Below are 26777 nucleotides of genomic sequence, written 5' to 3' on the forward strand. Positions count from 1 at the left end.
GGCCTCTTTAATGACTCTGTCTGCGTTGGTCACGCGATGGAGGCAAGCCTCCAGAAGAAATTAGTACAGACGAGTGCGGCGTGCGTTTTCGCGAGCCAGTTTCTTCGCGTGGCGTTTTACTGCAGAAGCTTTAGCGCGTTTACGTTCGGTCGTTGGTTTTTCATAAAACTCACGACGACGAACTTCAGCCAGAACGCCTGCTTTCTCACAAGAACGCTTGAAGCGACGCAGTGCTACGTCGAATGGCTCGTTTTCACGTACTTTAATTACCGGCATGTAACTCTCACCTCGATAAATTCGGTTTTGCGGCTGGCGTCAGTGCCAGCTCATTTCAAAATGGTGCGGAATTTTACTCCAACATACCCTGCGTTGTAAAGCACCATGAGCTAACGAAACCAACAGAAGCGCATGCGCGGCTGCCAGTTTTTTCAGGGCGCTGATTATACATCAATCAATATTGCTGCGTTGGAATATTTTTTCTTGCGTGGCGGGTCGCCGGTTGGCGTGCAAAAGTGCCGCTGACAACCGCACGATTATGCTACACTGCGCGCCGCGAGAAAGAGGTGAAAAAGTCATGCGTGTACTGGGAATTGAAACGTCCTGCGATGAAACCGGCATCGCGATTTATGACGATGAGGCCGGTTTACTTGCCAACCAGCTCTATAGCCAGGTAAAAATTCATGCGGATTATGGCGGCGTGGTGCCGGAGCTCGCTTCGCGCGATCACGTCCGTAAAACGGTGCCACTGATTCAGGCCGCATTAAAAGAGGCCGGATTAACCGCTCAGGATATTGATGGCGTTGCTTATACCGCCGGTCCTGGTCTGGTGGGCGCATTGCTGGTGGGAGCCACCATCGGACGTTCGCTGGCCTTCGCCTGGGATGTGCCTGCCGTTCCGGTTCATCACATGGAAGGGCATCTGCTGGCGCCGATGCTGGAAGATAACCCACCGGACTTTCCGTTTGTGGCGCTGCTGGTATCCGGCGGACATACGCAACTGATTAGCGTAACGGGTATTGGTGAATACCACTTATTGGGTGAATCCGTGGACGATGCCGCCGGGGAAGCTTTCGACAAAACGGCCAAGCTACTCGGGCTGGATTATCCTGGTGGGCCGATGCTGTCGAAAATGGCACAGCAGGGCACGATCGGCCGTTTTATCTTTCCGCGTCCAATGACGGATCGTCCCGGGATGGATTTTAGCTTTTCCGGATTAAAAACTTTCGCGGCGAATACCATTCGTGAAAATGACGACAGCGAACAAACTCGTGCTGATATCGCGCGTGCTTTCGAAGATGCTGTTGTGGATACGCTATCGATTAAGTGTCGACGCGCGCTTGAACATACCGGTTTCAAGCGGCTGGTGATTGCTGGTGGTGTGAGCGCAAATCGCACATTACGTGCAAAACTGGCTGAGATGATGCAGGCACGCGGTGGCGAAGTCTTTTATGCCCGCCCGGAATTTTGCACCGACAATGGCGCGATGATCGCTTATGCCGGAATGATTCGTCTGAAAGGTGGCTGCTGCGGTGAGTTGAGCGTTACGGTTCGGCCACGCTGGCCACTGGCGGAACTTCCCGCTATTTGATGTAACGGCAACGATAAAAATCCGCTTCAGGCGGATTTTTTCTTTTTCTTCTTCCAGATTTTTGTTTCTTGCCCACGCCAAAGACGCTGAATGTTGTCGTGATGACGCAACAAAATCAGGCAGGAGAGCATGGCCACAGGAAAGGTGAATTGTGGCTTAAACCACCAAACATAAAAGGGGGCAATCAGCGCGCTGACAATCGCACCCAAGGAAGAGTAGCCGCTGAGCAACACGGTAAGAAGCCAGGTGCCGGTCATCAGCCCGGTCAGGTCCCAGCCAATAGGCGCAATGGCTCCAAACGCGGTCGCAACGCCTTTACCACCTTTGAAATGAAAGAAAACCGGATAGATATGGCCTAAACAGGCAGCAATTGCGGTCATACCAAGGTAAATAGGCGAGACGCCAAGAACATAAGCCAGCCAGACCGGCAGCATCCCTTTCACCACATCAAACAGCAACACCATTGCTGCCGCTGCTTTCCCACCAATACGAAGCACGTTAGTGGCACCCGGATTACCGGAACCGTTATGACGGGGATCGGGTAAACCTGTGAGTCGGCATACCAAAATCGCACTGGAAATGGAGCCGCACAGATACGCGAAAATGATCATACCAAGCGCGATAGCACTCATAATACCGTTCCGTTTCGTAGGGGTCGTTTTGTTCTCATCATCTGTGGATAATACGCATAAACCACGTGAAGTGGTATCCGACTAACGTAAAAACAGAGATTCTCATCATGGATATCGTATTTATTGAACAGCTTGCCGTTGTTACTACCATTGGAGTTTATGACTGGGAACAGACCATTCAACAGAAGCTGGTGTTCGATGTCGAAATGGCGTGGGATAACCGCAAAGCGGCAGCCAGTGATGATGTCAACGACTGTCTCAGCTATGCCGATGTTGCTGACGCCATTATTGCCCATGTTGCCAACGGTAAATTTGCACTGGTTGAACGGGTTGCGGAGGAGATTGCAACGCTGCTACTGTCGCGCTTCGCTTCGCCGTGGGTACGTATTAAAGTCAGCAAACCTGGAGCGGTAGCACATGCGGCGCAGGTTGGTGTCATTATTGAGCGCGGGACTAATCCGAAATAAGGCTAATGTGATTGCCATCACAATGAAACCAAACCACATTATTGTGTGTCATACAGCCTGATGGAAAATGAGCTGGCATGAATTTCTGGCGGTTACGTGTCACGCGACCGCCTTTTTAGTGGTTTTAGTCTCGTCATACTTCAAGCTGTATTGGTGTTGCCTGTGCGAGCTCACCCTAACGGGCCAGCGCAGGCGCTGTACAACGTGGTCGATCGATTTATCGGTCGCCGGGCACCTTACTGCAACTCGAATTATTGACGAGATATCTATGAGGGTAGAGGAAATTTGATGGCAGATATTCATCAGCTTTGGGTGGCCGCGATTCTGGGCATCGTTGAGGGGCTAACCGAGTTTCTCCCGGTCTCATCCACCGGCCATATGATCATTGTCGGTCATCTGTTGGGGTTTGATGGCGACAAAGCCGAAACGTTTGAAGTCGTGATTCAGTTAGGATCGATTTTGGCCGTAGTTGTAATGTTTTGGCGGCGTCTGTTTGGTTTGATCGGTATTCATTTTGGTCAAGTCAAACACGAGGGGACAGGAAAAGGGCACCTTACCCTGGTCCACGTTTTACTGGGCATGATCCCCGCGGTGGTGATAGGACTGATATTTCACGACCAGATCAAAACGCTGTTTAATCCAATCAACGTGGTATATGCCTTAGTGGTTGGCGGCTTCCTGCTGCTGGCAGCGGAGTTCTTAAAACCCAAACAGCCAAAAGCGGTCGGAATTGATGATATAAGCTACCGCCAGGCGTTTATGATTGGTTGCTTTCAGTGTCTGGCATTGTGGCCGGGTTTTTCCCGCTCAGGTGCGACGATTTCCGGCGGTATGCTAATGGGGGTGAGCCGTTACGCTGCGTCTGAGTTTTCGTTTATCCTGGCCGTGCCAATGATGATGGGGGCCACCGTGCTCGATCTCTATAAGAGCATGGGCTTTTTGACGATGGCGGATTTCCCCATGTTTGCCGTCGGCTTTATCACCGCCTTTATCGTGGCGCTGATCGCCATTAAAACCTTCCTGCACATCATCAAACGTATTTCGTTTGTTCCCTTTGCTATCTACCGCTTTATCATTGCTGCGGTGGTTTACATGGTATTTATCTGATGAATTGCTCAGGGCTGGCTTTGCTGGCCCTGCGCTTCTTGCCAAAGGGCGATAGCAAGAACACGTCTTTTCGATAACTCCTCCCGAACGGCGGGCCCTTTGAATCCTGCCTCCACGACGCTTTTACTGGATACGTCGGCCGCAATCTGAAAGGCTTCGCGCAAGTAATTACCCTGCGGATAAGGTTTCGCTTCAAGTCCGCTGCGTCCACGCGCATCGGCTTCACTGGTCAATGCAATTTGCTCAACGCGGTGTGGTTTACGCCAGGCATCAATGCGATCGAACAGCTGGATGATACTCTCTGCTGCACGCTGCTCAATGGTGTGGACCATGTCGTGAAATTCGGCGACGAGCATAGCAAGATCGCGTATTGCATTCGGCACACGTAGCCGCTGGCACAACCCTTCAACGAGTGCGACTCCGGCGGCGCCATGTCCTGGATGGCTGGGCCATTTTTCCACCGGCGTTAATGCTTTTCCGACATCGTGGCATAACGTCGCGAAACGGACATCAATTTCAGGACTGAGTTGGGCTGCGATAGCGAGCGTCATCAAGGTATGTACGCCGGTATCGATCTCCGGATGCCACTTTATCGGCGCGGGGACACCGTAAAGATTATCGATTTCCGGGAATAAAATGGCGAGCGCATGGCAGTCGCGCAGAACCTGGAAATAGACGTGGGGATTACGGGACTGTAATGCATTTTCTGTCTCTTTCCAGACGCGCTCAGGGGTTAAGTGTGCCAGTTCACCGCTTTCGGCCATATGGCGCATTAGCGCCAGGGTTTCATCCGCAATGCGGAAATTCAGATGCGCAAAACGGGCGGCGAAACGGGCCACGCGCAGTACCCGCAGCGGATCTTCTTTGAATGCATCGGAGATATGACGCAACAGACGTTTTTCGATATCGTCACGTCCCCCGTAGGGATCGATATAAGCGCCGTTTTCATCGCGGGCAATCGCATTGATGGTGAGATCGCGGCGTTGCAGATCCTGCTCAAGCGTGACGTCAGGCGCGTACCAGGTGACGAAGCCAGTGTATCCCTGGCCTGATTTACGCTCGGTACGCGCCAGCGCATACTCTTCGCGGCTTTGTGGATGAATAAATACAGGAAAGTCACGCCCGACTTGTTGATATCCTTGTTTCAGCATGACTTCCGGCGTTGCACCAACCACCACCCAATCTTTATCTTTAACGGGCAACTTTAACAAATCATCGCGTACCGCACCGCCGACGAGGTATTTTTTCACTACAGATCTCCATTACGTCTACAACGCGATTTTGGTATTTATGGCAATGAGCATAATTGTCGCACAAAAGCAGGAAAATTGCGGGCACAGCAAACAGGACATCCGAAGATGTCCTGTGAGGTTGGATCACAACCGTCTGGTCATCCAGACGTGATAGCGTCACCGCTATTGGCGGATAATAATACCGCGGGTTATCGCCGATTGATCAGTTCATCCAACGGTCTTTTTTCTTCCTGCTGGGAATCATATGTGGCAGTAAAAGGCCCAGCAATAAGCCAACTCCGGCTACGCCCCCACCGTACATAAACCATTGCATAATAATGGTGCGTTGCTTGTCATCCAGTTGTACGTTGGCGGCATTCACTTTTTTCTGCGCAACGATGAGTTCATTTTTAAGCTTTTGATTTTCATCCTTAAGCCCGTTAATGACGCCGTCACTGCCTGCCACTTTTTTCTGCATGTCTGCCGTACGTTGGTTCCAACTACCATCAATATTTGCCAACTTGTTGGTCAGATCCTGTACCTGCTTTTCTAATTCAGGAACACGGGTTCGCAGGCTGGGCTGATCGCTTAATTGCGCTAGTGGGATCCAGGTGGTACGTCCGCTGGTATCACGGATTTGACCATATTTTGTATTGTTATTGGATTGCAGCAGGGTGACCTCTTCACCTGCATTTAGCGTGCCGATCAGACGATAATCGTTACCCGGGCCGCTACGTACCCACGTTGTTAATTCATCGGAAATATAACGCTTTTCTTCGGCGTGGGCGGGAACAGTAACGCTGAAAGCCAGCAAAGTCAGGCCAATAAGATGTGATTTCTTCATTCGATATCGTTTTAGCATAAAATCCGGGAAAGTAGGGGCACAGTCTGGAGAGGGTTCGCAAAAATCTGAATGAGAACTATCCTGGTCTCGGGCTCATGCGTGGACACACATGAAAGCGCAAGAAATTCAGGACAGCGGCAGGCTTTCTGCATTACTCTTCCTCATACCCGTCATATTTCCAGCTGCAGGGTGATAATGTCACCGGGTTACCCGACTCTGCCGGGGGCGCCGCAGCATAGCGTTACTGCTCTCAAAGAACAGATTTAACGCGTCAGTCACTTACCTGAGTAAGCTTCCGGGAACTTACAGGGCGGTCACTGCCCTGCAACTCGAATTATTTAGGGTATATAACAGTTACATGTGCCAGTGGGTTTTGAATAAAAAATTATGACCATAGAAATCGAATTAAAGTTCATTGTAAAGCCAGAAGCTGCGGCAAAACTGGCAGAAAAGCTCGCATTATGGCCCCATCAGCATACTCCTGCTGTTGCGTTGACCAATATCTATTTTGAAACCGAAGATAGCCAACTGCGGCGTTGGGATATGGGGCTACGTATCCGGGGCTATGGTGAGCGCTATGAAATGACGTTAAAAACGGCGGGCCAAACCATCGGTGGGCTGCACCAGCGGCCGGAATATAATGTTGATTTAGCCACGCCGGAATTAGATATTCGCTTGCTACCCGCCAGTGTCTGGCCAAAAGCGTGCGATCTTGAGGCGTTACAGCAGCGGCTTAGCGCACTGTTTAGCACCCATTTTCAACGTGAAAAATGGCTGGTGAGTTTTCAAAAAAGTGAAATCGAAGTGGCTTTTGATCGTGGCGAGATTTCGGCGCGTGGCCTGAGTGAACCTTTATACGAAGTGGAGCTGGAGCTAAAGCAGGGTGAACGCGATGATTTGCTGGCTTTTGCCGATGCATTATCCTCGATGGGCGGCTTGCGGCTTGGTAGCCTGAGTAAAGCGGCGAGAGGTTATTATCTTGCGCAAGGGAAGCCGCCGCAGGCACCGCGTCCGGTACCCATTCTGCGAGTTAAGTCAAAAGCTACCGTGGAAGAGGGCATGCGTGCAGCATTTATGCTGGCTCTAACCCAGTGGCAATACCATGAAGAGCTCTGGCTACGCGGTCAAACGGATGCGCTGCTCTCGGTGCGGGAAGCGTTAGAAACATTCCGCCAGGCTTTTTCACTGTTTGGCGCATTTGTTCCACGTAAGGCCAGCAGCCTACTGCGTCAAAAGCTGACCGAACTGGAAGACGCGTTGCTGGAAGAGAATCTGGATGCGGATGTGACGTGTTATAGCGCCTTGTGGCTTGATACCCAGTTAGCACTCACTAACTGGTTGGCGACGGAGCGCTGGCGCCAGTTTATTGATGCCAAAGCTGACGCTAAGTTGCAGGGATCATTTAAACGTTTCTGCGATATTATGCTAGGCCGCATCGCTGCCGATTTAAAAGAAACCTTCGCTAATGTTCACCAATTGAACGAGTACCATGACAAATCAACCCGACTCTCTCGCCAGCTTTTGGCCGTACATTTGTTAGCGGGTGCTTACGATATCGCTGCGGTTGAAGAATGGGTTGGTGCCTGGAAGCAACTGCTGAAAGCGATTCGAGACGAGCAAAGCGGCTGGCTGGAAACATATTGTCGTCAGGCAATGAAGCAGCCGGTGTTCTGGCTAAACGGTAACGTTAACGCGCGTGCCGATGAACAGTAGCGTTGGGATGTATCACAAAAGTCAGTGAATCTGACAACCGTTAGCGATTTGAATAGTTTAATGAATAAACCTGCAGCGTGAAGTATAACGGCGAGATGTCAACGGAGCATACGCTGCAGGGTGGATAGCATTCTGAAGTTCAGACGTTGATTGAGGGAGTGTTTATGGTGCCATTGTTATCTCAGCCACTGCCGGGACTGCTGAAAGAGCAGGGAGTTCAGGCGGCTGAACGCCTGAATCTGACGCGTGATGCCCTCAGCGATGGGGAACTGGCTGCGCTGGCATTTAGTGATTTTATTACTGAAAGCCTGGGGCAACATCCGGATTGGTTTCTTCAGTTGCAGCAGCAGCCGCCACTGGCGAATGAGTGGCAGTATTATGCCCAATGGCTGAATGAGAAACTCGTGAGCGTCCAGGATGAAAGCGGGCTTATGCGTGAGCTCAGGCTATTTCGACGTCATATGCTCACGCGAATTGGCTGGATGCAAACGCTGGCATTGAGCACTACCGAAGACACCTTACACCAACTTAGCGTGCTGGCCGAGACGATCATCGTGACCGCGCGTGACTGGCTTTATCAGGCATGCTGCCAGGACTTTGGCACACCGTGTAACAACGAGGGGGAACCGCAGCCGCTGCTTATTTTAGGCATGGGTAAGTTAGGCGGAGGCGAGTTAAATTTCTCTTCTGATATCGATTTGATTTTTTCCTGGCCAGAAAATGGCACAACACGTGGAGGACGCCGTGAGTTAGATAACGCGCAGTTCTTCACGCGGCTGGGGCAGCGGCTCATTAAAGTGCTGGATCAACCGACCGTCGACGGCTTTGTCTATCGTGTCGACATGCGGCTGCGGCCGTTTGGCGACAGTGGACCGCTGGTACTCAGTTTTGCTGCGCTGGAAGACTATTATCAGGAGCAAGGGCGCGACTGGGAACGCTATGCCATGGTGAAAGCCCGCTTAATGGGCGGCGATGACGATCGCTGGAGCCAGGAATTGCGCCAGATGCTGCGGCCATTTGTTTTTCGTCGTTATATCGATTTCAGCGTTATTCAGTCGCTGCGTAATATGAAAGGTATGATTGCACGGGAAGTGCGGCGTCGTGGACTGACCGATAATATAAAGCTGGGCGCGGGAGGGATCCGTGAAACTGAGTTTATCGTCCAGGTTTTTCAGCTTATTCGCGGCGGCCGTGAGCGTGCGTTGCAACTGCGTTCTCTTCTGCCAACGCTGCAATCCATCAATGAACTAAACCTTCTGCCGTCCGTACAGGTTGATCAACTGCACGATGCTTATCTGTTCCTCCGTCGTCTTGAAAATTTGTTGCAAAGCATTGGTGACGAGCAAACACAGACACTGCCCGCCGATGAACTGAATCGGCTGCGCTTAGCCTGGGCGATGGGCTTTGATCGCTGGGAACAACTGCTTGTTGTTCTTGAATCGCATATGGCGTGCGTGCGCGCTATTTTTGATGAACTCATCGGCGATGATACTCCAGAGATTGGTGAGAACAGAATCTCTGCCGACTATGATGTGTTGTGGCAGGATAAGCTGGAAGAAGCTGAGCTGTCACCGCTCGTGCCGCATCTGGATAGTGCGCGTCGGCAAAGTCTCTGGCGGGCCATTACGGATTTTCACCATGATGTGGATAAGCGGACCATCGGCCCACGTGGTCGTCAGGCGCTGGACCAATTAATGCCGCGCCTGCTGAGCGAAGTCTGTCCCAGAGAGGATGCTGCGGTCGTGATTAGCCGTATTACGCCGCTCCTGCTGGGGGTGGTCACGCGAACGACCTATCTGGAGTTGTTGACTGAATACCACGGTGCACTTAAGCATTTAATCCGCTTGTGCGCCGCATCACCGATGCTGGCGAGCCAGTTGGCGCGTTATCCGCTATTACTCGATGAACTGCTCGATCCCGCTACGCTCTATCAGGCTACCGCAACCGATGCTTATCGTGATGAGCTTCGCCAGTATCTGCTACGGATTCCGGAAGATGATGAGGAGCAACAGCTTGAGGCGTTGCGGCAGTTTAAACAGGCGCAGCATCTGCGTATTGCGGCGGCTGATATTGCCGGAACATTGCCGGTAATGAAGGTCAGCGATCATTTAACCTGGCTGGCAGAAGCCATTATTGAATCCGTAGTGCAGCAGGCGTGGCACATGATGGTACAACGCTATGGCCAGCCCGGCCACTTAACCCGTGATGATGAACGAGGTTTTGCCGTTGTAGGTTATGGCAAACTGGGTGGCTGGGAATTAGGCTACAGCTCTGATTTGGATCTGGTTTTTTTACATGATTGCCCGGCAGATGCGGTAACGGATGGCGAACGTAGCATTGACGGACGCCAGTTCTATCTAAAACTGGCGCAGCGTGTGATGCATCTGTTCAGTACCCGCACATCCTCAGGTATTTTGTATGAAGTCGATGCCCGGCTACGGCCATCCGGTGCTGCAGGCATGTTGGTGAGTACCTTTGAGGCGTTTGATGATTATCAACGTAATGAGGCGTGGACCTGGGAACATCAGGCGTTGGTGCGTGCGCGTATTGTTTTTGGTGAACCCGAGCTTACGCAGCGTTTTGACCATATCCGCCGCGGTATTCTCTGTCTACCGCGTGAGACCGAACAGTTGAAAACCGAAGTGCGTCAAATGCGGGAGAAAATGCGGGCGCATCTGGGGAATAAGCATAAAGGGCGCTGGGACATCAAAGCGGATGCGGGGGGCATCACTGATATTGAGTTCATTACCCAATATCTTGTGTTGCGCTATGCGGCGGAAGAGCCGCGCCTCACTCGCTGGTCGGACAATGTACGCATCCTTGAACTGATGGCAAACTACGGCAAAATGGCAGATGACGAAGCAAAAACGCTAACCCAAGCCTATGTCATGCTACGTGATGAGCTGCATCACCTGGCTTTACAGGAACTGCCCGGCCATGTTGCGGATGATGCATTTATTGCCGCACGTACATATGTAAGCGAAAGCTGGGCACGCGGATTAGAAAATTGACTTCCTGGCAGGGTGGGATTAAGGCCATCGACAAGTGTGCTACTATCCCGCGCAATATTTTTACAGTGGTCTGGAGTATGTCGAATGAAAGTAACTCTGCCCGATTTTAACCGTGCAGGCGTGCTGGTTGTGGGTGATGTCATGTTGGATCGTTACTGGTATGGCCCCACCAGCCGTATTTCTCCTGAAGCCCCGGTTCCGGTGGTGAAAGTGGATAATATTGAAGAACGCCCGGGTGGCGCTGCTAACGTTGCGATGAATATCGCCTCTCTGGGGGCCGAGTCTCGCCTTATTGGTCTGACCGGCATTGATGATGCTGCGCGCGCGTTAAGTGAGAGCCTGAGCGGCGTAAATGTGCAGTGTGATTTTGTCGGCGTCCCCACGCATCCAACGATTACGAAACTTCGTATTCTTTCTCGTAATCAACAGCTTATACGGCTGGATTTTGAGGAGGGTTTTGAAGGCATCGATCCTGAACCTCTCCATGCGCGTATTGCCGCTGCATTACCTAAAATGGGCGCGTTGGTGCTTTCCGATTATGCTAAAGGTGCACTCTCCACCGTGGAAGTGATGATCAAACTGGCACGCGCGGCGAAAGTACCGGTGTTAATCGATCCCAAAGGCACTGATTTTGCGCGATATCGAGGCGCAACAATATTGACACCGAATTTCTCTGAATTCGAAGCCGTGGTGGGTAAATGCAAAGATGAAGCGCAGATTGTAGAACGTGGCATGAAGCTGATGGCGGATTATGAGTTATCTGCACTGCTGGTGACGCGTTCTGAAAATGGGATGACTCTGCTACAGCCGGGTAAAACACCTTTGCATCTGCCAACCCAGGCGCAGGAAGTGTTTGACGTTACCGGGGCGGGTGATACGGTCATTGGCGTGCTGGCCGCGGCTTTGGCAGCGGGTAACTCACTGGAAGATGCCTGTTTCTTGTCGAACGCTGCAGCGGGCGTGGTGGTGGGTAAACTTGGGACATCAACGGTGAGTACCGTTGAATTGGAGAACGCGATTCGCGCCCGCCCGGAAACCGGTTTTGGCGTGATGAATGAAGCTCAACTGAAGGAGGCGGTTGCATCAGCGCGTAAGCGTGGCGAGAAGGTGGTCATGACTAATGGCTGTTTTGATATCCTGCACGCCGGCCATGTCTCTTATCTGGCGAATGCGCGTAAATTGGGTGACCGTCTGATTGTTGCTGTTAACAGTGATGCCTCAACTAAACGATTAAAAGGCGAAGGCCGACCGGTCAATCCATTGATTAACCGAATGATTGTGTTAGGTGCTCTGGAGGCCGTCGACTGGGTCGTTCCTTTTGAAGAGGATACCCCACAGCGTCTTATTGCTGATGTTCTTCCCGATTTGCTGGTTAAAGGCGGCGACTATAAGCCTGAGGAGATCGCGGGAAGCAAAGAAGTGTGGGCTAACGGCGGAGATGTCCGCGTGCTTAATTTTGAAGATGGTATTTCCACTACGAATATCATTAGAAGCATTCGCGCTAGTGACAGCTGATGGCAGGCTCGATCAATCAGAGACGGTAGAACGTCTCTGATTGATCGGTGTTTGTTACTGCGGATCTTCTGTTTTAGCTATATCGGCAGGTGCGTTGGTTGCATTTTCCAGTGCTGCGAGGCGTTGCTCGAGCACCGCCAGTTTTTCACGGGTACGCAGCAGTACCTGTGTTTGAACGTCAAACTCTTCACGATTTACCAAATCCATGCGGGTTAACTGTGCCTGTAAAACCTGACGGATTTTCTTCTCGACGTCATCACCAAACTCGCGAATGCCTTTCGGCATTGATTCATGAACCTGACGTGCAAGTTGTTCAATTTTTTTTGGGTCAATCATGGCGGTATTCCTGGTCGCAACAAGTATGTGCTAAGTGTAATCCCTGGAGCCAAAAGGATAAACCTGAAAACGAGGGTGCCTCAATTTATCCCTGCAACACCACGGACTATCGCTATGTTAACCAGATTATCAGATTGGCATCTCAGGCGAGGCAAGCCCCTTCCTGGCCCAGCAGGCATCAAGCCAATCATTTGCACTTTTTGTTCATTGCTCTGCCTTTTTATTGGCGTTATAGTAAGTTCGCTTATTCTCAGGGCGGGGCGAAATTCCCCACCGGCGGTAAATCAGCAATAGCTGAAAGCCCGCGAGCGCTTCAGAACGTAAAGTCTGAAGGTCAGCAGATCCGGTGTAATTCCGGGGCCGACGGTTAAAGTCCGGATGGGAGAGAGTAACGGTTCTTGTCGGGTGTGAGCCCGCCTCGCGTTATCTTTTTGTCACTTCATGACACTCCTCAAGATCGCCCTGGTTCTGGTAACCCATATATTTGATAAGGTTTATTTACCATGAATCAGACGCTACTTTCTGAATTTGGCACGCCGGAACAGCGTGTTACTTGTGCAATTGCCGCATTACGCGAAGGACGCGGTGTGATGGTGCTGGACGATGAAGATCGTGAAAATGAAGGTGATATGATCTTCGCTGCGGAAACCATGACCGTGGAGCAGATGGCGCTGACAATCCGCCACGGCAGTGGGATAGTGTGTCTCTGCCTGAATGAGGCGCGCCGCCAACAGCTTGAATTACCCATGATGGTGGAGAATAACACCAGCGCTTTTGGCACCGGTTTTACCGTAACGATTGAAGCCGCAGAAGGTGTGACCACCGGCGTTTCTGCCTCCGATCGCCTGACTACTATCCGCGCTGCAATTGCCGACAATGCGAAGCCTGCCGATCTGCATCGCCCCGGCCATGTTTTCCCGCTGCTTGCCCGTGAAGGTGGTGTACTGACGCGTGGGGGCCACACGGAAGCAACAATCGATTTAGTGACGCTGGCAGGTTTCAAACCCGCAGGCGTGCTGTGTGAGCTGACTAACGATGATGGCACCATGGCGCATGCGCCAGAGGCGGTTGCCTTCGCTAAACAGCACCAAATGCCGGTTGTGACAATTGAGGATTTAGTCGCTTATCGCAATCAGCACGAAACGCGTCAGGCAAGCTGATACTGAGCAGGCCGGTTACCGTTTCCGGCCTGAGTCCTTTCCCCCGCTTCAAATAATCAAATTTATTGACGATCATCATCACCGTTATCCGAGTTCATCCTGCCGATAAAACGCGTACTGTAGCCATCACTAAGACAATGACGCTTTCCGGGGATAACCATGCTTCAAACTCGTATGCCGGCTCTTTTCCTGGGTCACGGCAGCCCAATGAATGTTCTGGAAGAAAACACCTATACTAAAAGCTGGCGTCGGCTGGGTGAAAAATGTCCGGAACCTAAAGCGATAGTGGCCGTTTCCGCGCATTGGTATACCCCCGGAACGGCAGTCACCGCGATGGACGCTCCCCGTACGATTCATGATTTTGGTGGGTTCCCCCAGGCACTTTTTGATACCCGCTATCCGGCAGCAGGTTCGCCAGAGCTGGCCAGCCAGATCGCTAAAATATTATCGCCAATAGATGTGCAGCTCGATGGCGATTGGGGACTGGATCATGGTGCGTGGGGAGTGCTAATCAAAATGTATCCGGAAGCAAATATACCGGTCGTCCAACTCAGCATTGATGGTACTAAACCCCCGAGTTGGCATTTTGAGTTGGGCCGGAAGCTGGCGGTTCTGCGTGAACAGGGCGTGATGATTGTTGCTAGTGGTAATGTGGTCCACAATTTGCGCATGTTACGCAGACAAGGTGAGACTGAAGCATGGCCGTGGGCGACCGCATTTAATCAGTACGTGCGTGACAACATTGATTGGCAAGGGCCAACAGCAGATCACCCTCTGGTAAACTTTATGCGCCATGAAGGTGCCGCGTTATCGAACCCTACACCGGAGCACTTTCTTCCTCTGCTGTATATTCTGGGTGCCAGGGCAGAAGATGAGGCCGTGTCTGTTGCTGTTGATGGGATTGAAATGGCATCAATCAGTATGCTGTCGGTGCTGGTTGGCGACATATCGCGTTCGGCCCATCCATAGGCCATGTGACGAAGGGAAAGGGCTTCCCTTCGTGGGGTTATTCTATAAACGCGTGCGGATAAAAACGGGAAAGATCCTGGGTAATCAAATCACGATCTTCTCGCAGCCCGATTCCGGCTGGTTGATCGTCGATCAACCAACTGCCGATTAAGGTATAACTATCACCAAACTTAGGCAGGGGATGGAATTGCTGAACAATCATGCCTTCTTCCCCGTAAGGGCCGTCAACACGTGCGATTTCCTGACCGTTTTCCACGATATGAATATTGGCTCCTTCGCGGGAGAATAGAGGCTTCACCACATATTTATCCATTGGCGGCACATCATCTTCAGCAAAGTAAGCCGGAAGCAAATTAGGATGATCAGGGAACATCTGCCACAACAGCGGCAGCAGTGCCTTATTGGAAAGGATGCTTTTCCAGGCCGGCTCCAGCCAACGTACGCCCGCGTCTTCCAGCTTGGTGGAGAAGACCTCACGCAGCATAAACTCCCACGGATAGAGTTTAAACAGGTTGCCGATGACCTGGTCGTGGACGTCGGTAAATTGCCCCTTTTCTCCTAAGCCAATTTCATCAATAAACAGAAACTCACTCGGTAGCCCGGCCTCCGTCGCACAGTCCTGCAAATACTGTACGGTACCGCGATCTTCGTCGGTATCGCGGCAGCAAGAAAAATGCAGCCAGCTAAAGCCGTGTTGTTGATGCAGTACGCGGAAACGCTCAATGAGTTTTTCCTGCAAACTATTAAACTGGTCGCTCCCTGTGGGGAGCAGGCCTGAATTTAGCTGGTCTTCCAGCCAGATCCATTGAAAGAATGCAGCTTCATACAGAGAGGTGGGCGTATCCGCGTTATTCTCCAGCAGCTTGGCATCCCCCTGGCCATCCCAGGCCAGGTCCAGGCGTGAATAGAGTGAAGGCTGGCTGGTTTTCCACGATTGCCGCACGAACTCCCAGGTGTGCTTAGGTATGCGAAATTTGGTTAACAGCGCTTCACTGTTAACCACTTTTTCTACCACCTGCAAACACATTTGATGCAGCTCGCTGGTAGTCTCTTCCAGATAATCAATTTGCGGTAGCGTAAATTGATAATAAGCATCTTCACACCAGTAGGGTTCACCGTGCATGGTATGAAAACGAAAGCCGAATTCAGTGGCTTTTTCACGCCAGCCTGGACGCTCAGAAATAGCAATGCGTTTCATCAGGCGGTTAGCCTCCGAAAGAGCGGCTGGAGCCTGAAGTCGCACTGCTTCTTTGCATGCTGCTCTGCTTCGCTACGCTGTCACCAAAGCCGCCGCGCGTCACGGTGCTGGTCGTCATCGGTTTTGGTGCCAGTGCTGTTTTAGGCACCGTTACGCTGCGGCCAGATGTTGCATTACCGTAGTTGCGGCCAGAAGCGTCAACAAATTTGCCATTAGCCGGGCTTGCCGGGTTTTTAGAAGTGAACAGCGGTTGCTGAGCAAAACCAGCTCCTCCCCCCATCATACGGCCCATCATATAGCCAGCCATCAATGGCATCCAGAAGCTGCCGCTGCTTTGCTGAGCTTCAGCATTATTACCTGTACCAATACCCGCCTGAGCTGGAGTTTGTTGGCACTGGTTTTCACCAAATTCGGCAACGCAATCTTCACGCGTTGCGTATTTCGGTGCAGTTTTTTCAGCTTCTTTCAATGCGTTATTATAAGCGGTAGTACATTGTGCACTTTGGTCCGGGTTAGCTTTAGAGCAATCGTCGGCATTTTGGTACATTGATACAGTTTCATCTGACTGCTCACAGCCAGCCAGCATAAATACAGCGGTAACGGCCAAAGCAACTGGCGTTAAATGACGTGCGCTCCAATTCTTGCGAAAGGATGCGTAATTAATATATTTAGTCCGTTTCATAGCAATCTGTCCTGTGCCCAGAGGTAGGCATAGAATAGGTGAAGCGTGGTGAAATTTGAAGCGATGGAGGCCGATGATAAGGGGATCTTTACGTAGTTATACGTTTATCTCCTGCATCTTTCAGACTGTCACTTTGTTGGCCGCCTTCGCTTGCCCCGGTCACGTAGTTTTCTGCGCTCCCGGGGATGCGACCGGCTCTAATTAGAGAACGGGTTACGACCGCTGTTGTTGGCAGGGGCAGGAGTGGAAATGCGTGTTGCCGCTGCTGGCGTCGCATCTGGCTGTGAAGGCGACGCACCCGTCATCATTGCATCCTGATTGGCTTGTGCATTCTGCTGTGCATTTTCTGGTGCAACTGCCTCTGGGGTGGTGGGAATATCTTTGCCCAAGCGATTATTCAGAGAGGCTAAATCCTGCTCGTTCAGAGTACCCAACGCTGATTTAATATTCAGTTCATTAATCAGGTAGTTATATCGGGCATCAGATAACTGCTGCTTCGCATTGTACAAAGTCGTAGTCGCGTCCAGTACATCGACGATGGTGCGTGTACCAACCTGATAACCCGCTTCTGATGCATCCAGTGAACTCTGTGCAGAAACCACGGCCTGTTTGAATGCGTTAATGCTGCTGATAGAGGCATTAACGTTATTAAATGAAGATCGGACGGTCTGCACTGCAGAGCGATGTGCGCTTTCCAATTGCTCGCTGGCGCTGACAAAGGCGTACTGCGCTTGCTTAACCTGGGAGCTCACCGCACCGCCGCTGTATATCGGCAGCGAGAAACTTAAGCCAACCTGGTTGCTACCTGCAATATTATCGGAGTTTGAACTGGATTGGTTCGCGCGGCTACCGCCAAATCTGCTGTTAGACAAGCCGGTAGATGCCGTTAAGTCCAGCGTCGGCATATGACCCGTTTCCGCTGAGCGAATCTGCTCACGAGCCAGATCCTGGGATAAACGTGCAGATAATAAATTCAGGTTACGGCTTTCCGCCTCTTTCAGCAGCGCAGTTACCGCCTGAGGTTTATCCGTCTGGAAACGATCGATATTGAGTGATGCCAGCGTAGGATAATAGTTACCCGTTACCTGGCGCAGCGTCTCTACCGCATTATCCAGGTTATTGCGTGCAGAAACTTCGTTAGCTAATACGCTATCATATTGTGCACGCGCGTTTTGTACGTCAGTAATCGCTACCAGGCCCACGTTGAAACGCTGGGTGGTTTGATCTAATTGACGATAGATCGATTGTTTCTGTGCTTCAGTAAAGGAAAGCGAGTCAATCGCCCTTAGCACATTAAAATAAGCGGTTGCGGTGTCCAGTATGAGAGATTGCTGCGCAGTCTGGTAGGTGACATCCTGAATGCCAGCCGCTTTTTCCTGTAGCGTTAACGCCCGCCATTTCGACATATCGAAGATGGTTTGAGTCAGTTGCAGTGAACCGCTGGTCGTGTTGGAATGCACGCCGCTCGCGTCGCGGTAACCGTTATTATAGGTATAATCAGCCCCTAAACCGAGCTGAGGCAGCAATGGGCTGCGAGCTTCATTGATTTTCTCAAAAGCAGCATCACGATCGGCTGCAGAGCTACGAAGGTCGGGGTTAGTCGTCCGCGCCTGCTGGTAAACTTGCAGCAGGTTCTCTGCCTGACTTGCGACGCTGAAGCCGCCCAGGCTTAGGCCGATAAGTAGTGGGAGCAGTTTCTTCATTTGCATTCCTTGTTGTGCAGCAATATGACTGTGGTAGCGCTGACATAAGCCAAAAAAATAATCGCTGATTTTAGCAGAATCTACTGTTAGACGACGTTGGCTTAACGTGCCATCTCCGCCTAATTTACGTAATTAATTCAGAAAGAACCATACTTCAGCGGAATTGAAATTTGATATCGTCAATTTTGCCCCCAATTTGCAGAGGAAAGGTTACGATGGCCAGCAGTAAAAAATTCCCGGTGACTTTCACTAAAAACGATGTAGAAATTATTGCACGCGAATCACTTTATCAGGGTTTTTTTTCTTTAGTACGTTATCGTTTTCGCCATCGTCTGTTTAGTGGCGCAATGAGTAACGAAGTTACGCGTGAGATTTTTGAGCGCGGACATGCAGCAGTCCTGCTACCTTATGATCCCTTACGTGATGAAGTCGTCCTGATTGAACAAATCCGTATTGCGGCGTTTGATAGCAGCTCCACGCCATGGTTGATAGAGTTGGTTGCCGGCATTATCGAACCGGGTGAAAGCGTCGAAGATGTTTGTCGTCGTGAAGCGATGGAAGAGGCAGGGTTAAACGTCAATCGGCTGAAACCCGTGATGAATTATCTTGCCAGCCCTGGTGGAACCAGCGAACGCTTATCCATTATGGTGGGAGAAGTGGATGCCAGTGTGGCAGAGGGAAGCCACGGTCTGGAGGAAGAGAATGAGGATATTCTTGTCCATGTGGTTAGCCGTGAACAGGCTTATCAGTGGGTGGAAGAGGGGAGAATCGATAATGCGGCGTCTGTCATCGCTCTGCAATGGCTTGCGTTGCACCATGAAAAATTACGAGAAGAGTGGAATTCCAAATGACCAAGCGCTATACCCCTGACTTTCCCGAAATGATGCGTTTGTGCGAAACTAATTTTGCACAGCTGCGTCGCTTACTGCCGCGTAATGATGAAGCGGGAGAATCGGTGACTTATCAGGTTAACGGCGCCCGTTACAGCATAACCATTCTGGAATCGACGCGTTACACCACGTTAGTCGAGATTAAGCAAACCGCGCCAGCCGTGAGCTACTGGAGCCTGCCTTCAATGTCTGTGAGACTTTATCACGATGCGATGGTCGCGGAAGTGTGTTCGACGCAGCAGATCTTTCGCTTTAAAGCACGCTATGATTACCCGAATAAAAAGTTGCACCAACGCGACGAAAAGCATCAGATTAACCAGTTCCTTACTGATTGGCTGCGTTACTGTTTAGCGCACGGCGTGATGGCCGTTCCAGTCTGTTAACGGCGTTGAAAAAGCTGAAATGGCGTGGAGACTAAGGATACTCTTTGAACAGCCTGTTAAAAATTCCTGTGGCGAGCGGGGCCAAAATCAGGATCTTACAAATCACGGATACCCACCTTTTTGCAGGTAAAAATGAAACGCTGCTGGGTGTGAATACCTGGGCTAGTTATGATGCGGTGCTTGAAGCCATTCAGGCGGAACGGTGTCATTACGATTTGATCGTTGCAACGGGCGATCTGGCCCAGGACCATACCGTCGAGGCCTATCAGCACTTCGCTGAGGGTATTGCGCGTCTGTCGGCCCCTTGCGTCTGGCTACCGGGCAATCATGACTTTCAGCCTGCGATGTTCAGCACGCTGGCTGAGGCCGACATTGCCGATGCTAAACATGTCTTGCTCGGTGAACACTGGCAAGTCGTGCTGTTGGATAGCCAGGTCTTTGGTGTGCCACACGGCATGCTCAGTGATTATCAACTCGAATGGTTGGAAAATACGCTGAGCCTCTACCCGCAGCGTCATACGTTGGTATTGTTGCATCATCATCCGCTGCCATCGGGATGCAACTGGCTCGACCAACACAGTTTGCGTAATCCTCATGCACTTGATGCGATACTGCAAAAGTATCCGCTAGCGACTACCCTGGTTTGCGGTCATATTCATCAGGACCTCGACCTGCACTGGAACGGACGTCGCATACTGGCTACGCCTTCAACCTGTGTTCAGTTCAAACCCCATTGCACAAACTTTACCATTGACTCTCTCGCTCCGGGCTGGCGAAGTTTTGATCTGTTTGAAGAGGGGCGAGTTGAAACACAGGTACATCGTCTACAAACCCAGCATTTTAGTCCCGATCTGGACTCCGAGGGTTATTAAACGATGGCAACACTGCTCTATCTTCACGGTTTCAACAGCTCTTCTCAATCGGCTAAAGCCTTACAATTGCGGCAATGGCTGGAGGAGTACTACCCGAAGATAGAGATGTTAACGCCTCAGTTACCGGCCTTTCCCGCCGATGCGGCAGCGCTACTGGAGAACCTGGTAATGGCGCGAGCGGGCGAGCCATTAGGCATCGTCGGTTCCTCATTGGGGGGCTATTATGCCACTTGGTTATCGCAGTGTTTTACGCTGCCCGCTGTTGTTGTGAACCCATCCGTGCGCCCCTTTGAGCTACTGTTGGACTATTTGGGAAGAAACGAGAACCCATACACCGGCCAACAATATGTGTTAGAGTCACGCCACATTTACGATATGAAAGTCATGCAGATTGACCCGCTTGAGTCGCCGGACCTTATCTGGTTACTGCTACAAACGGGTGATGAAGTGCTCGATTATCGCCAGGCATTAGACTATTACAGCTCCTGCCGACAAACGATAGAAGAGGGCGGAAACCATGCCTTTATCGGATTCGAACGTCATTTCTCGCAGATTCTCGACTTTATTGGCCTGAATCACGCATAAGGCGCGAGCGGGATATGACTAACCGTTTTTAAGCCACCAATCAGATTTATACGATGACTCAATCCAGCTATAACGCTGATGCCATTGAGGTACTCAGCGGCCTTGAACCCGTTCGCCGTCGTCCGGGAATGTACACCGACACGTCCCGCCCAAATCATTTGGGCCAGGAAGTTATTGATAACAGCATCGACGAAGCGTTGGCGGGCCATGCCCGGCGTGTTGAGGTTATTCTGCATGCCGACCAGTCACTGGAAGTGACTGATGACGGGCGAGGTATGCCTGTGGATATCCACCCGGAAGAGGGGGTAACCGCCGTTGAGTTGATCCTGTGTCGCCTGCATGCCGGTGGTAAATTTTCTAACAAAAACTACCAATTTTCGGGGGGCTTACACGGCGTTGGGATTTCAGTGGTTAACGCCCTGTCAAAACGCGTGGAAGTCACCGTTCGCCGTAATGGCGAAATCTATGATATTGCTTTTGAAAATGGCGATAAGGTACAGGACCTGACGGTAACCGGCACGGTGGGTAAGCGAAATACCGGTACCCGCGTGCACTTTTGGCCTGACGGTACGTTCTTTGATAGCCCACGCTTTTCGGTGACGCGGCTTACCCACGTGCTGAAAGCCAAAGCGGTACTCTGTCCGGGCGTCGAAATCATCTTTAAGGATAAAGTCAATAATACTGAGCAGCGCTGGCTGTATGAAGATGGGTTGACTGACTATCTTGGCGAAGCGGTTAATGGTTTGGTGACATTACCCGAGCAGCCTTTTGTCGGCACTTTTGCTGGTGATGTTGAGGCGGTGGACTGGGCGCTGTTGTGGCTGCCTGAAGGCGGCGAATTACTCACCGAAAGCTACGTCAATTTGATTCCGACGATGCAGGGGGGGACGCATGTTAATGGTCTGCGTCAGGGGCTATTGGATGCGATGCGGGAATTTTGTGAGTACCGCAATATTTTACCTCGCGGCGTTAAGCTATCGGCGGAAGATATCTGGGATCGTTGCGCTTATGTCCTGTCGGTAAAAATGCAGGACCCGCAGTTTGCCGGCCAGACGAAGGAGCGCTTGTCATCGCGTCAGTGTTCAGCCTTTGTTTCTGGTGTGGTCAAGGATGCATTCAGTCTGTGGCTGAATCAAAACGTGCAGGCTGCGGAGCAGCTTGCCGAACTGGCTATCTCCAGTGCTCAACGTCGTATGCGCGCAGCAAAAAAAGTGGTGCGTAAAAAGCTCACCAGTGGCCCGGCATTACCCGGAAAACTGGCGGATTGTACCGCACAGGATTTGAATCGAACCGAGTTGTTTCTGGTTGAAGGTGATTCGGCCGGCGGTTCGGCTAAGCAGGCACGCGATCGTGAATATCAGGCGATTATGCCGTTGAAAGGTAAGATCCTGAATACGTGGGAAGTCTCTTCAGATGAAGTGCTGGCCTCGCAGGAAGTGCATGATATCTCCGTAGCAATTGGCATCGATCCTGACAGTGAAGATCTAACGCAGTTGCGCTATGGCAAGGTGTGTATTCTTGCTGATGCGGACTCCGATGGGTTGCATATTGCCACGTTACTTTGCGCACTGTTCGTACGCCATTTTCGTTCGCTGGTAAGAGGTGGGCACGTGTATGTGGCGATGCCACCGCTTTACCGTATCGATCTGGGCAAAGAGGTGTATTACGCGCTGGATGAGGAAGAGAAGGCCGGCATTCTTGAGCAGTTGAAGCGTAAGAAAGGTAAGCCAGGCGTGCAACGCTTTAAAGGTTTGGGCGAGATGAACCCGCTTCAACTGCGTGAAACCACACTCGATCCTAATACGCGGCGTCTGGTGCAGTTGACCATTGATGAAGATAATATCGATCAGACTTTAGCCATGATGGATATGTTACTCGCCAAGAAACGTTCAGAAGATCGCCGTAACTGGTTACAGGAAAAAGGTGATACGGCTGACATCGAAGTATAATCGGACCGAATCACCATGCTACGGTCGTGAAGATGCAGGATGGCTTTTACCGCACAGGATGATGGATGAGAATGATGTCTGAAATGCGGGGAGAGGGGGGAATGATCCTCCTCCGGGACTTTATTGTCGCGATTCCCGCAGTGAACGTAGCGCTATAACACAGCGGCTGAATCCTGTCTGTATTCGCTCCGCACAGGATTCAGCCGCTAGCTTCAAGTGAAATTAGTATGCGGCATCAAGTACAAAGATTTTCACATCGAGCACATCATCTTTAATGTTTGCGCGATGCGCTTCCATATGCGCTATTTGCTGGTGGTGTTCCAGGTGACGCAAAGACTCCCAGGTTTCCAGCATAAAAATTGAGTCAGGCGAATGCTGTTTCCATGGCACTTGTGCATTGTGATCAACCAGCGCGTCGTAACGGCCGCATCCTTCTTCCTGTAATACACTTGGTATTAGCTTCTCAATAGCCGCTAATACGTGTTCGCGACGACCAGGTTTAACGCAAATTTCAGCAATGACAGTTAGCATGTTATTTCCCTGATGATATTGTCAGCCTTCAGACTGCCGGGATGCAGCTTCGGTTATGACGGGTATAAAGAGATTAAGCGAAAATTTCAGCCAAATGTTGTCGATAACGGACAATATCATTGGCAATATCCGGTTGTTTAATTACATCGTTACAGATAAAGGTCGGTAAACTTTCCATTCCCAAAAACTGGTTGGCTTTATGGAAATGCAGATAAAGGCCATCTACCCCAACGCCTTCAAAAAATTGGTTTGGATCGGTAAAAGCTTCCAGTGGCGCATTCCAGGTTAGCGAAAGCAGATATTTTTTTCCCTGAATAAGCCCGCCGGAACCGTAAAGTTTTGATGTATCGGAACGGGAGCGGCCGTCGCTGGCGTACAGCGAGCCATGACCTTCAGTAAAGACTTCATCAATGTATTTTTTCAGGATCCAGGGTTCTCCCATCCACCAGCCAGGCATTTGATAAATCACGACATCGGCAGCAAGGTACTTTTGTACTTCGGTAGCGATGCTGTAGCCATTATCGACTTCGGTGATGTCAACCTGGTGGCCTTTATCGCGCAGAAAAGAGGCTGCGATGTGAGTCAGCGTGTGATTGAGTTCGCCCTTCGAATGAGCAAATTGTTTTCCCGCATCAATAATTAAAATCCGGCTCATGTTTTCGTCCCAGTTCATAAAGTGGCGTGTAGTGTACGTACGCAGATGACAAACAAAAATGAGCGCGGGGTAACAAGACTTTTGCTTCAACAGCAATAATCAGCCGCTTTGAAGGAAGCTATTACTCTTAACCTGTTGATCGGTAGCGATATCTGCTGATGGTAACGAGAGGGCATCAGCAAAGTTCAGAACAGCGGCTGCGGCGATAACAAGATCGCTATGTATAAATCCACTGGACGACGGGGCCCTGCATGATCACTCTGTGACATAACCTCTCCAGATAAGGTACTATCCTCACCAAACTTGCCGCCGAGCGGCGTGTCGATGTTAGCAATATTCGCGCTGCGATGTGAGGACAGAAGATCAATGAGTGACCTGACGCAGGATGGTGCAGAGCGACGTGCCCTGCATGCTTTTACAGAGGATGCATACCTTAACTACTCGATGTACGTCATTAAGGACAGGGCGCTTCCCCATATTGGCGATGGCCTGAAACCGGTACAGCGCCGCATCGTTTATGCCATGTCGGAGCTGGGGCTGAACGCCAGCGCAAAATTCAAAAAGTCTGCACGCACCGTTGGTGACGTACTGGGGAAATATCATCCGCATGGCGACAGCGCCTGTTATGAAGCGATGGTGTTGATGGCGCAGCCTTTCTCCTACCGTTATCCACTGGTTGACGGTCAGGGCAACTGGGGCGCACCGGACGATCCAAAATCTTTTGCAGCGATGCGTTATACCGAGTCACGCTTGTCTAAATATGCTGAAGTGCTGTTAGGCGAGTTAGGGCTGGGTACTGTTGACTACGTTCCTAACTTTGACGGCACTTTGCAGGAGCCGAGGATATTACCTGCACGGTTGCCGAATATTTTACTGAACGGCACTACCGGCATCGCGGTCGGTATGGCGACGGATATTCCACCGCATAACCTGCGTGAAGTCGCGAAAGCGACAATTGCGCTGATTGATAATCCGAAAACGACACTGGATGAGCTGCTGGATATCGTACAGGGGCCTGATTATCCAACGGAAGCTGAGATCATTACCCCACGTAGTGAGATCCGGAAGATTTATCAAAGCGGTCGTGGTTCCGTACGGATGCGTGCGGTATGGAAGAAAGAAGAAGGCGATGTGGTGATTACCGCGTTGCCTCATCAGGTTTCTGGTGCTCGGGTACTGGAGCAGATCGCAGCGCAGATGCGCAACAAAAAGTTACCGATGGTAGAAGATTTGCGTGATGAATCCGATCATGAAAATCCAACGCGGTTGGTGATCGTTCCACGATCGAATCGTGTGGATCTGGAGCAGGTGATGAATCATCTGTTTGCCACCACCGATCTGGAAAAAAGCTACCGTATCAACCTCAATATGCTTGGGTTGGATAAAAGTCCGGCAGTGAAAAATCTACTGGAGATCCTCAGTGAATGGTTGATTTTTCGTCGTGATACCGTACGCCGCCGTCTTAACTATCGGCTGGAGAAAGTACTCAAACGCCTGCATATCCTTGAGGGTTTGCTGGTTGCCTTTCTGAATATCGATGAAGTTATTCATATCATCCGTACTGAAGATGAGCCCAAACCAGTGCTGGTATCACGCTTCGAGCTCAGCGAAACGCAGGCTGAAGCAATCCTCGAATTAAAATTGCGCCATCTTGCCAAACTCGAAGAGATGAAAATTCGTGGTGAGCAGGATGAATTAGCCAAAGAGCGTGATCATCTGCAGGCAATTCTGTCCTCTGAACGCAAAATGAATACGTTGCTGAAGAAGGAATTGCAGGCTGATAGCGACACTTACGGCGACGATCGCCGTTCACCGTTATGTGAACGTGGAGAAGCGAAAGCGATCAGCGAGCATGAGCTGGTACCATCAGAACCGGTGACTATTGTGTTGTCACAAATGGGGTGGGTGCGCAGTGCGAAAGGTCATGATATCGATCCTGGTGGATTAAGTTACAAGGCGGGCGATAGCTATCGTGCTGCCGCACGCGGTAAAAGCAATCAGCCAGTGGCATTTATTGATTCCACCGGAAGAAGCTATGCGTTGGATCCTTCGACCTTGCCATCAGCACGTGGGCAGGGTGAGCCGCTAACCGGCAAACTGACGCCACCACCGGGTGCGGTGATTGAGCAGGTGTTGATGGAGTCCGATGAGCAGAAATTGCTGATGGCTTCAGATGCGGGTTATGGCTTTGTCTGTACTTTTAGCGACCTTGTGTCGCGTAATCGTGCCGGTAAAGCATTACTGTCACTGCCGGAAAACGCTAAAGTAATGACGCCAATGGCGGTCCATAGCGATGATGATATGCTACTGGCCATTACCGCCGCAGGCCGCATGCTGATGTTCCCGGTAGGAGACCTGCCCCAGTTGTCAAAAGGCAAGGGCAATAAAATTATCTCAATTCCGCCCGCGCAGGCGGCTAGCGGTGAAGATAAGCTGGTGTGGTTGCTGTTACTTGCCCCGCAAAGTGCGATAACGCTGCATGTTGGCAAGCGTAAACTGACGCTGCGCGCCGAGGAGATACAGAAATTCCGTGCTGAACGTGGACGCCGTGGTACTTCATTACCACGCGGTTTGCAACGGATTGATCGAGTTGATGTAGATACGCCAGCGCGTCCGCTGGTAGATGATAGCGAAGAGTAATGTCGCGTCTTTTCAGTGCGCAGTCAGGAGCTAAACTGCTGCTGCCAGAGTGACTTACGCCTTGCGGCTTACCCCGGCAAGTGCATCCGTTTTTGCGCTTGCCGTCTTGATGCAG

24 protein-coding genes and 1 riboswitch are annotated in these 26777 nt (G+C 51.1%); of the genes, 14 read left to right on the top strand and 10 right to left on the bottom strand.

The window, feature by feature from the left end; translation table 11 throughout:
- Positions 1 to 60: 60 nt before the first annotated feature.
- Positions 61 to 276: a 30S ribosomal protein S21 gene (gene rpsU, locus J1C60_RS02880; protein WP_001144069.1), complete on the bottom strand. Its 216-nt coding sequence runs from the start codon at positions 274 to 276 to the stop codon at positions 61 to 63.
- Between the two features lie 298 nt (positions 277 to 574).
- Between rpsU and tsaD the strand changes: the two genes are divergently transcribed.
- The gene (tsaD, locus tag J1C60_RS02885; protein WP_128178509.1) at positions 575 to 1588 is read left to right on the top strand and encodes a tRNA (adenosine(37)-N6)-threonylcarbamoyltransferase complex transferase subunit TsaD; all 1014 of its coding nucleotides are present in this window, start codon (positions 575 to 577) and stop codon (positions 1586 to 1588) included.
- A gap of 26 nt (positions 1589 to 1614) precedes the next feature.
- On the opposite strand, the gene plsY is transcribed toward tsaD, so the two are convergent.
- Complete coding sequence (gene plsY, locus J1C60_RS02890; RefSeq protein ID WP_128178508.1) at positions 1615 to 2220, bottom strand: glycerol-3-phosphate 1-O-acyltransferase PlsY; 606 nt, start codon at positions 2218 to 2220, stop codon at positions 1615 to 1617.
- A 107-nt stretch (positions 2221 to 2327) separates the two neighbouring features.
- On the opposite strand from plsY, the gene folB reads away from it, so the two are divergent.
- Together folB and bacA are read left to right on the top strand one after the other, a co-directional pair.
- Entirely contained in the window at positions 2328 to 2687 is a 360-nt protein-coding gene (folB, locus tag J1C60_RS02895) for a bifunctional dihydroneopterin aldolase/7,8-dihydroneopterin epimerase (RefSeq protein ID WP_128178507.1), read from the top strand.
- 288 nt (positions 2688 to 2975) lie between these two features.
- Complete coding sequence (gene bacA / locus J1C60_RS02900; protein ID WP_128178506.1) at positions 2976 to 3794, top strand: undecaprenyl-diphosphate phosphatase; 819 nt, start codon at positions 2976 to 2978, stop codon at positions 3792 to 3794.
- Positions 3795 to 3802: 8 nt separating this feature from the next.
- On the opposite strand, the gene J1C60_RS02905 is transcribed toward bacA, so the two are convergent.
- Together J1C60_RS02905 and J1C60_RS02910 are read right to left on the bottom strand one after the other, a co-directional pair.
- Complete coding sequence (locus J1C60_RS02905; protein WP_128178505.1) at positions 3803 to 5044, bottom strand: multifunctional CCA addition/repair protein; 1242 nt, start codon at positions 5042 to 5044, stop codon at positions 3803 to 3805.
- A 205-nt stretch (positions 5045 to 5249) separates the two neighbouring features.
- Positions 5250 to 5870, bottom strand: a complete 621-nt coding sequence (locus J1C60_RS02910) for a TIGR04211 family SH3 domain-containing protein (RefSeq protein WP_128178504.1) — start codon at positions 5868 to 5870, stop codon at positions 5250 to 5252.
- A 387-nt stretch (positions 5871 to 6257) separates the two neighbouring features.
- On the opposite strand from J1C60_RS02910, the gene J1C60_RS02915 reads away from it, so the two are divergent.
- From J1C60_RS02915 to hldE, 3 genes are all read left to right on the top strand, one after another.
- The gene (locus J1C60_RS02915) at positions 6258 to 7583 is read left to right on the top strand and encodes a CYTH domain-containing protein (protein WP_128178503.1); all 1326 of its coding nucleotides are present in this window, start codon (positions 6258 to 6260) and stop codon (positions 7581 to 7583) included.
- 164 nt (positions 7584 to 7747) lie between these two features.
- On the top strand, positions 7748 to 10594 hold the full coding sequence (glnE, locus tag J1C60_RS02920) for a bifunctional [glutamate--ammonia ligase]-adenylyl-L-tyrosine phosphorylase/[glutamate--ammonia-ligase] adenylyltransferase (RefSeq protein WP_128178502.1): 2847 nt from the start codon (positions 7748 to 7750) through the stop codon (positions 10592 to 10594).
- Positions 10595 to 10678: 84 nt separating this feature from the next.
- Positions 10679 to 12109, top strand: a complete 1431-nt coding sequence (gene hldE / locus J1C60_RS02925; RefSeq protein ID WP_128178501.1) for a bifunctional D-glycero-beta-D-manno-heptose-7-phosphate kinase/D-glycero-beta-D-manno-heptose 1-phosphate adenylyltransferase HldE — start codon at positions 10679 to 10681, stop codon at positions 12107 to 12109.
- A gap of 54 nt (positions 12110 to 12163) precedes the next feature.
- Here hldE and ubiK read toward each other — a convergent pair whose 3' ends face one another.
- Positions 12164 to 12445, bottom strand: coding sequence for a ubiquinone biosynthesis accessory factor UbiK (ubiK, locus tag J1C60_RS02930; protein ID WP_128178500.1), 282 nt, complete (start codon positions 12443 to 12445; stop codon positions 12164 to 12166).
- A gap of 242 nt (positions 12446 to 12687) precedes the next feature.
- Positions 12688 to 12839: riboswitch (FMN riboswitch) on the top strand.
- 109 nt (positions 12840 to 12948) lie between these two features.
- On the opposite strand from ubiK, the gene ribB reads away from it, so the two are divergent.
- Together ribB and ygiD are read left to right on the top strand one after the other, a co-directional pair.
- Complete coding sequence (ribB, locus tag J1C60_RS02935) at positions 12949 to 13605, top strand: 3,4-dihydroxy-2-butanone-4-phosphate synthase (RefSeq protein WP_128178499.1); 657 nt, start codon at positions 12949 to 12951, stop codon at positions 13603 to 13605.
- A gap of 159 nt (positions 13606 to 13764) precedes the next feature.
- Positions 13765 to 14574, top strand: coding sequence for a 4,5-DOPA-extradiol-dioxygenase (gene ygiD / locus J1C60_RS02940; RefSeq protein ID WP_128178498.1), 810 nt, complete (start codon positions 13765 to 13767; stop codon positions 14572 to 14574).
- Between the two features lie 37 nt (positions 14575 to 14611).
- Here ygiD and J1C60_RS02945 read toward each other — a convergent pair whose 3' ends face one another.
- The 3 genes from J1C60_RS02945 to tolC form a co-directional block, all read right to left on the bottom strand.
- A complete protein-coding gene (locus tag J1C60_RS02945) occupies positions 14612 to 15772 on the bottom strand; it encodes a glutathionylspermidine synthase family protein (RefSeq protein WP_128178497.1) in 1161 nt (386 codons plus the stop codon).
- Between the two features lie 7 nt (positions 15773 to 15779).
- On the bottom strand, positions 15780 to 16454 hold the full coding sequence (locus J1C60_RS02950; RefSeq protein ID WP_128178496.1) for a DUF1190 family protein: 675 nt from the start codon (positions 16452 to 16454) through the stop codon (positions 15780 to 15782).
- 197 nt (positions 16455 to 16651) lie between these two features.
- Entirely contained in the window at positions 16652 to 18157 is a 1506-nt protein-coding gene (tolC, locus tag J1C60_RS02955) for an outer membrane channel protein TolC (protein WP_128178495.1), read from the bottom strand.
- Between the two features lie 215 nt (positions 18158 to 18372).
- Between tolC and nudF the strand changes: the two genes are divergently transcribed.
- From nudF to parE, 5 genes are read left to right on the top strand one after another with little or no spacing between them, the layout of a single operon-like run.
- Entirely contained in the window at positions 18373 to 19008 is a 636-nt protein-coding gene (nudF, locus tag J1C60_RS02960; protein WP_128178494.1) for an ADP-ribose diphosphatase, read from the top strand.
- A complete protein-coding gene (locus J1C60_RS02965) occupies positions 19005 to 19430 on the top strand; it encodes a DUF1249 family protein (RefSeq protein WP_128178493.1) in 426 nt (141 codons plus the stop codon). The genes nudF and J1C60_RS02965 overlap by 4 nt, the downstream gene beginning before the upstream one ends.
- Positions 19431 to 19474: 44 nt before the next feature.
- Positions 19475 to 20302, top strand: a complete 828-nt coding sequence (cpdA, locus tag J1C60_RS02970) for a 3',5'-cyclic-AMP phosphodiesterase (RefSeq protein ID WP_128178492.1) — start codon at positions 19475 to 19477, stop codon at positions 20300 to 20302.
- A 3-nt stretch (positions 20303 to 20305) separates the two neighbouring features.
- Positions 20306 to 20887 carry an esterase YqiA gene (gene yqiA / locus J1C60_RS02975; protein WP_128178491.1) on the top strand — a complete coding sequence of 194 codons (582 nt, stop codon included), beginning with the start codon at positions 20306 to 20308 and terminating at the stop codon, positions 20885 to 20887.
- 53 nt (positions 20888 to 20940) lie between these two features.
- Positions 20941 to 22836 (top strand): DNA topoisomerase IV subunit B, encoded by a 1896-nt coding sequence (gene parE, locus J1C60_RS02980; RefSeq protein WP_128178490.1) that lies wholly within the window; start codon positions 20941 to 20943, stop codon positions 22834 to 22836.
- Between the two features lie 222 nt (positions 22837 to 23058).
- Here parE and J1C60_RS02985 read toward each other — a convergent pair whose 3' ends face one another.
- Together J1C60_RS02985 and J1C60_RS02990 are read right to left on the bottom strand one after the other, a co-directional pair.
- A complete protein-coding gene (locus J1C60_RS02985) occupies positions 23059 to 23367 on the bottom strand; it encodes a putative quinol monooxygenase (RefSeq protein WP_128178489.1) in 309 nt (102 codons plus the stop codon).
- Positions 23368 to 23440: 73 nt separating this feature from the next.
- Positions 23441 to 24022, bottom strand: coding sequence for an NAD(P)H-dependent oxidoreductase (locus J1C60_RS02990; RefSeq protein WP_128178488.1), 582 nt, complete (start codon positions 24020 to 24022; stop codon positions 23441 to 23443).
- A gap of 366 nt (positions 24023 to 24388) precedes the next feature.
- Here J1C60_RS02990 and parC point away from each other — a divergent pair, with 366 nt between their 5' ends.
- A complete protein-coding gene (gene parC, locus J1C60_RS02995; protein WP_128178487.1) occupies positions 24389 to 26662 on the top strand; it encodes a DNA topoisomerase IV subunit A in 2274 nt (757 codons plus the stop codon).
- Positions 26663 to 26777 lie beyond the last annotated feature (115 nt).

Origin of the sequence: [Pantoea] beijingensis, from assembly GCF_022647505.1 — a bacterium.
Taxonomy (GTDB): Bacteria; Pseudomonadota; Gammaproteobacteria; order Enterobacterales; family Enterobacteriaceae; genus Erwinia; species Erwinia beijingensis.

What these genes read in the sequence shown, in the direction of transcription:
- J1C60_RS02985 (WP_128178489.1), bottom strand. Translation starts at nt 23,367, where the DNA reads ATGCTAACTGTCATTGCTGAAATTTGCGTTAAACCTGGTCGTCGCGAA.
- ygiD (WP_128178498.1), top strand. Translation starts at nt 13,765, where the DNA reads ATGCTTCAAACTCGTATGCCGGCTCTTTTCCTGGGTCACGGCAGCCCA.
- plsY (WP_128178508.1), bottom strand. Translation starts at nt 2,220, where the DNA reads ATGAGTGCTATCGCGCTTGGTATGATCATTTTCGCGTATCTGTGCGGC.
- J1C60_RS02965 (WP_128178493.1), top strand. Translation starts at nt 19,005, where the DNA reads ATGACCAAGCGCTATACCCCTGACTTTCCCGAAATGATGCGTTTGTGC.
- parE (WP_128178490.1), top strand. Translation starts at nt 20,941, where the DNA reads ATGACTCAATCCAGCTATAACGCTGATGCCATTGAGGTACTCAGCGGC.
- parC (WP_128178487.1), top strand. Translation starts at nt 24,389, where the DNA reads ATGAGTGACCTGACGCAGGATGGTGCAGAGCGACGTGCCCTGCATGCT.
- yqiA (WP_128178491.1), top strand. Translation starts at nt 20,306, where the DNA reads ATGGCAACACTGCTCTATCTTCACGGTTTCAACAGCTCTTCTCAATCG.
- J1C60_RS02990 (WP_128178488.1), bottom strand. Translation starts at nt 24,022, where the DNA reads ATGAGCCGGATTTTAATTATTGATGCGGGAAAACAATTTGCTCATTCG.
- ribB (WP_128178499.1), top strand. Translation starts at nt 12,949, where the DNA reads ATGAATCAGACGCTACTTTCTGAATTTGGCACGCCGGAACAGCGTGTT.
- J1C60_RS02945 (WP_128178497.1), bottom strand. Translation starts at nt 15,772, where the DNA reads ATGAAACGCATTGCTATTTCTGAGCGTCCAGGCTGGCGTGAAAAAGCC.
- J1C60_RS02915 (WP_128178503.1), top strand. Translation starts at nt 6,258, where the DNA reads ATGACCATAGAAATCGAATTAAAGTTCATTGTAAAGCCAGAAGCTGCG.
- folB (WP_128178507.1), top strand. Translation starts at nt 2,328, where the DNA reads ATGGATATCGTATTTATTGAACAGCTTGCCGTTGTTACTACCATTGGA.
- J1C60_RS02910 (WP_128178504.1), bottom strand. Translation starts at nt 5,870, where the DNA reads ATGAAGAAATCACATCTTATTGGCCTGACTTTGCTGGCTTTCAGCGTT.
- ubiK (WP_128178500.1), bottom strand. Translation starts at nt 12,445, where the DNA reads ATGATTGACCCAAAAAAAATTGAACAACTTGCACGTCAGGTTCATGAA.
- nudF (WP_128178494.1), top strand. Translation starts at nt 18,373, where the DNA reads ATGGCCAGCAGTAAAAAATTCCCGGTGACTTTCACTAAAAACGATGTA.
- rpsU (WP_001144069.1), bottom strand. Translation starts at nt 276, where the DNA reads ATGCCGGTAATTAAAGTACGTGAAAACGAGCCATTCGACGTAGCACTG.
- tolC (WP_128178495.1), bottom strand. Translation starts at nt 18,157, where the DNA reads ATGAAGAAACTGCTCCCACTACTTATCGGCCTAAGCCTGGGCGGCTTC.
- glnE (WP_128178502.1), top strand. Translation starts at nt 7,748, where the DNA reads ATGGTGCCATTGTTATCTCAGCCACTGCCGGGACTGCTGAAAGAGCAG.
- J1C60_RS02950 (WP_128178496.1), bottom strand. Translation starts at nt 16,454, where the DNA reads ATGAAACGGACTAAATATATTAATTACGCATCCTTTCGCAAGAATTGG.
- hldE (WP_128178501.1), top strand. Translation starts at nt 10,679, where the DNA reads ATGAAAGTAACTCTGCCCGATTTTAACCGTGCAGGCGTGCTGGTTGTG.
- bacA (WP_128178506.1), top strand. Translation starts at nt 2,976, where the DNA reads ATGGCAGATATTCATCAGCTTTGGGTGGCCGCGATTCTGGGCATCGTT.
- tsaD (WP_128178509.1), top strand. Translation starts at nt 575, where the DNA reads ATGCGTGTACTGGGAATTGAAACGTCCTGCGATGAAACCGGCATCGCG.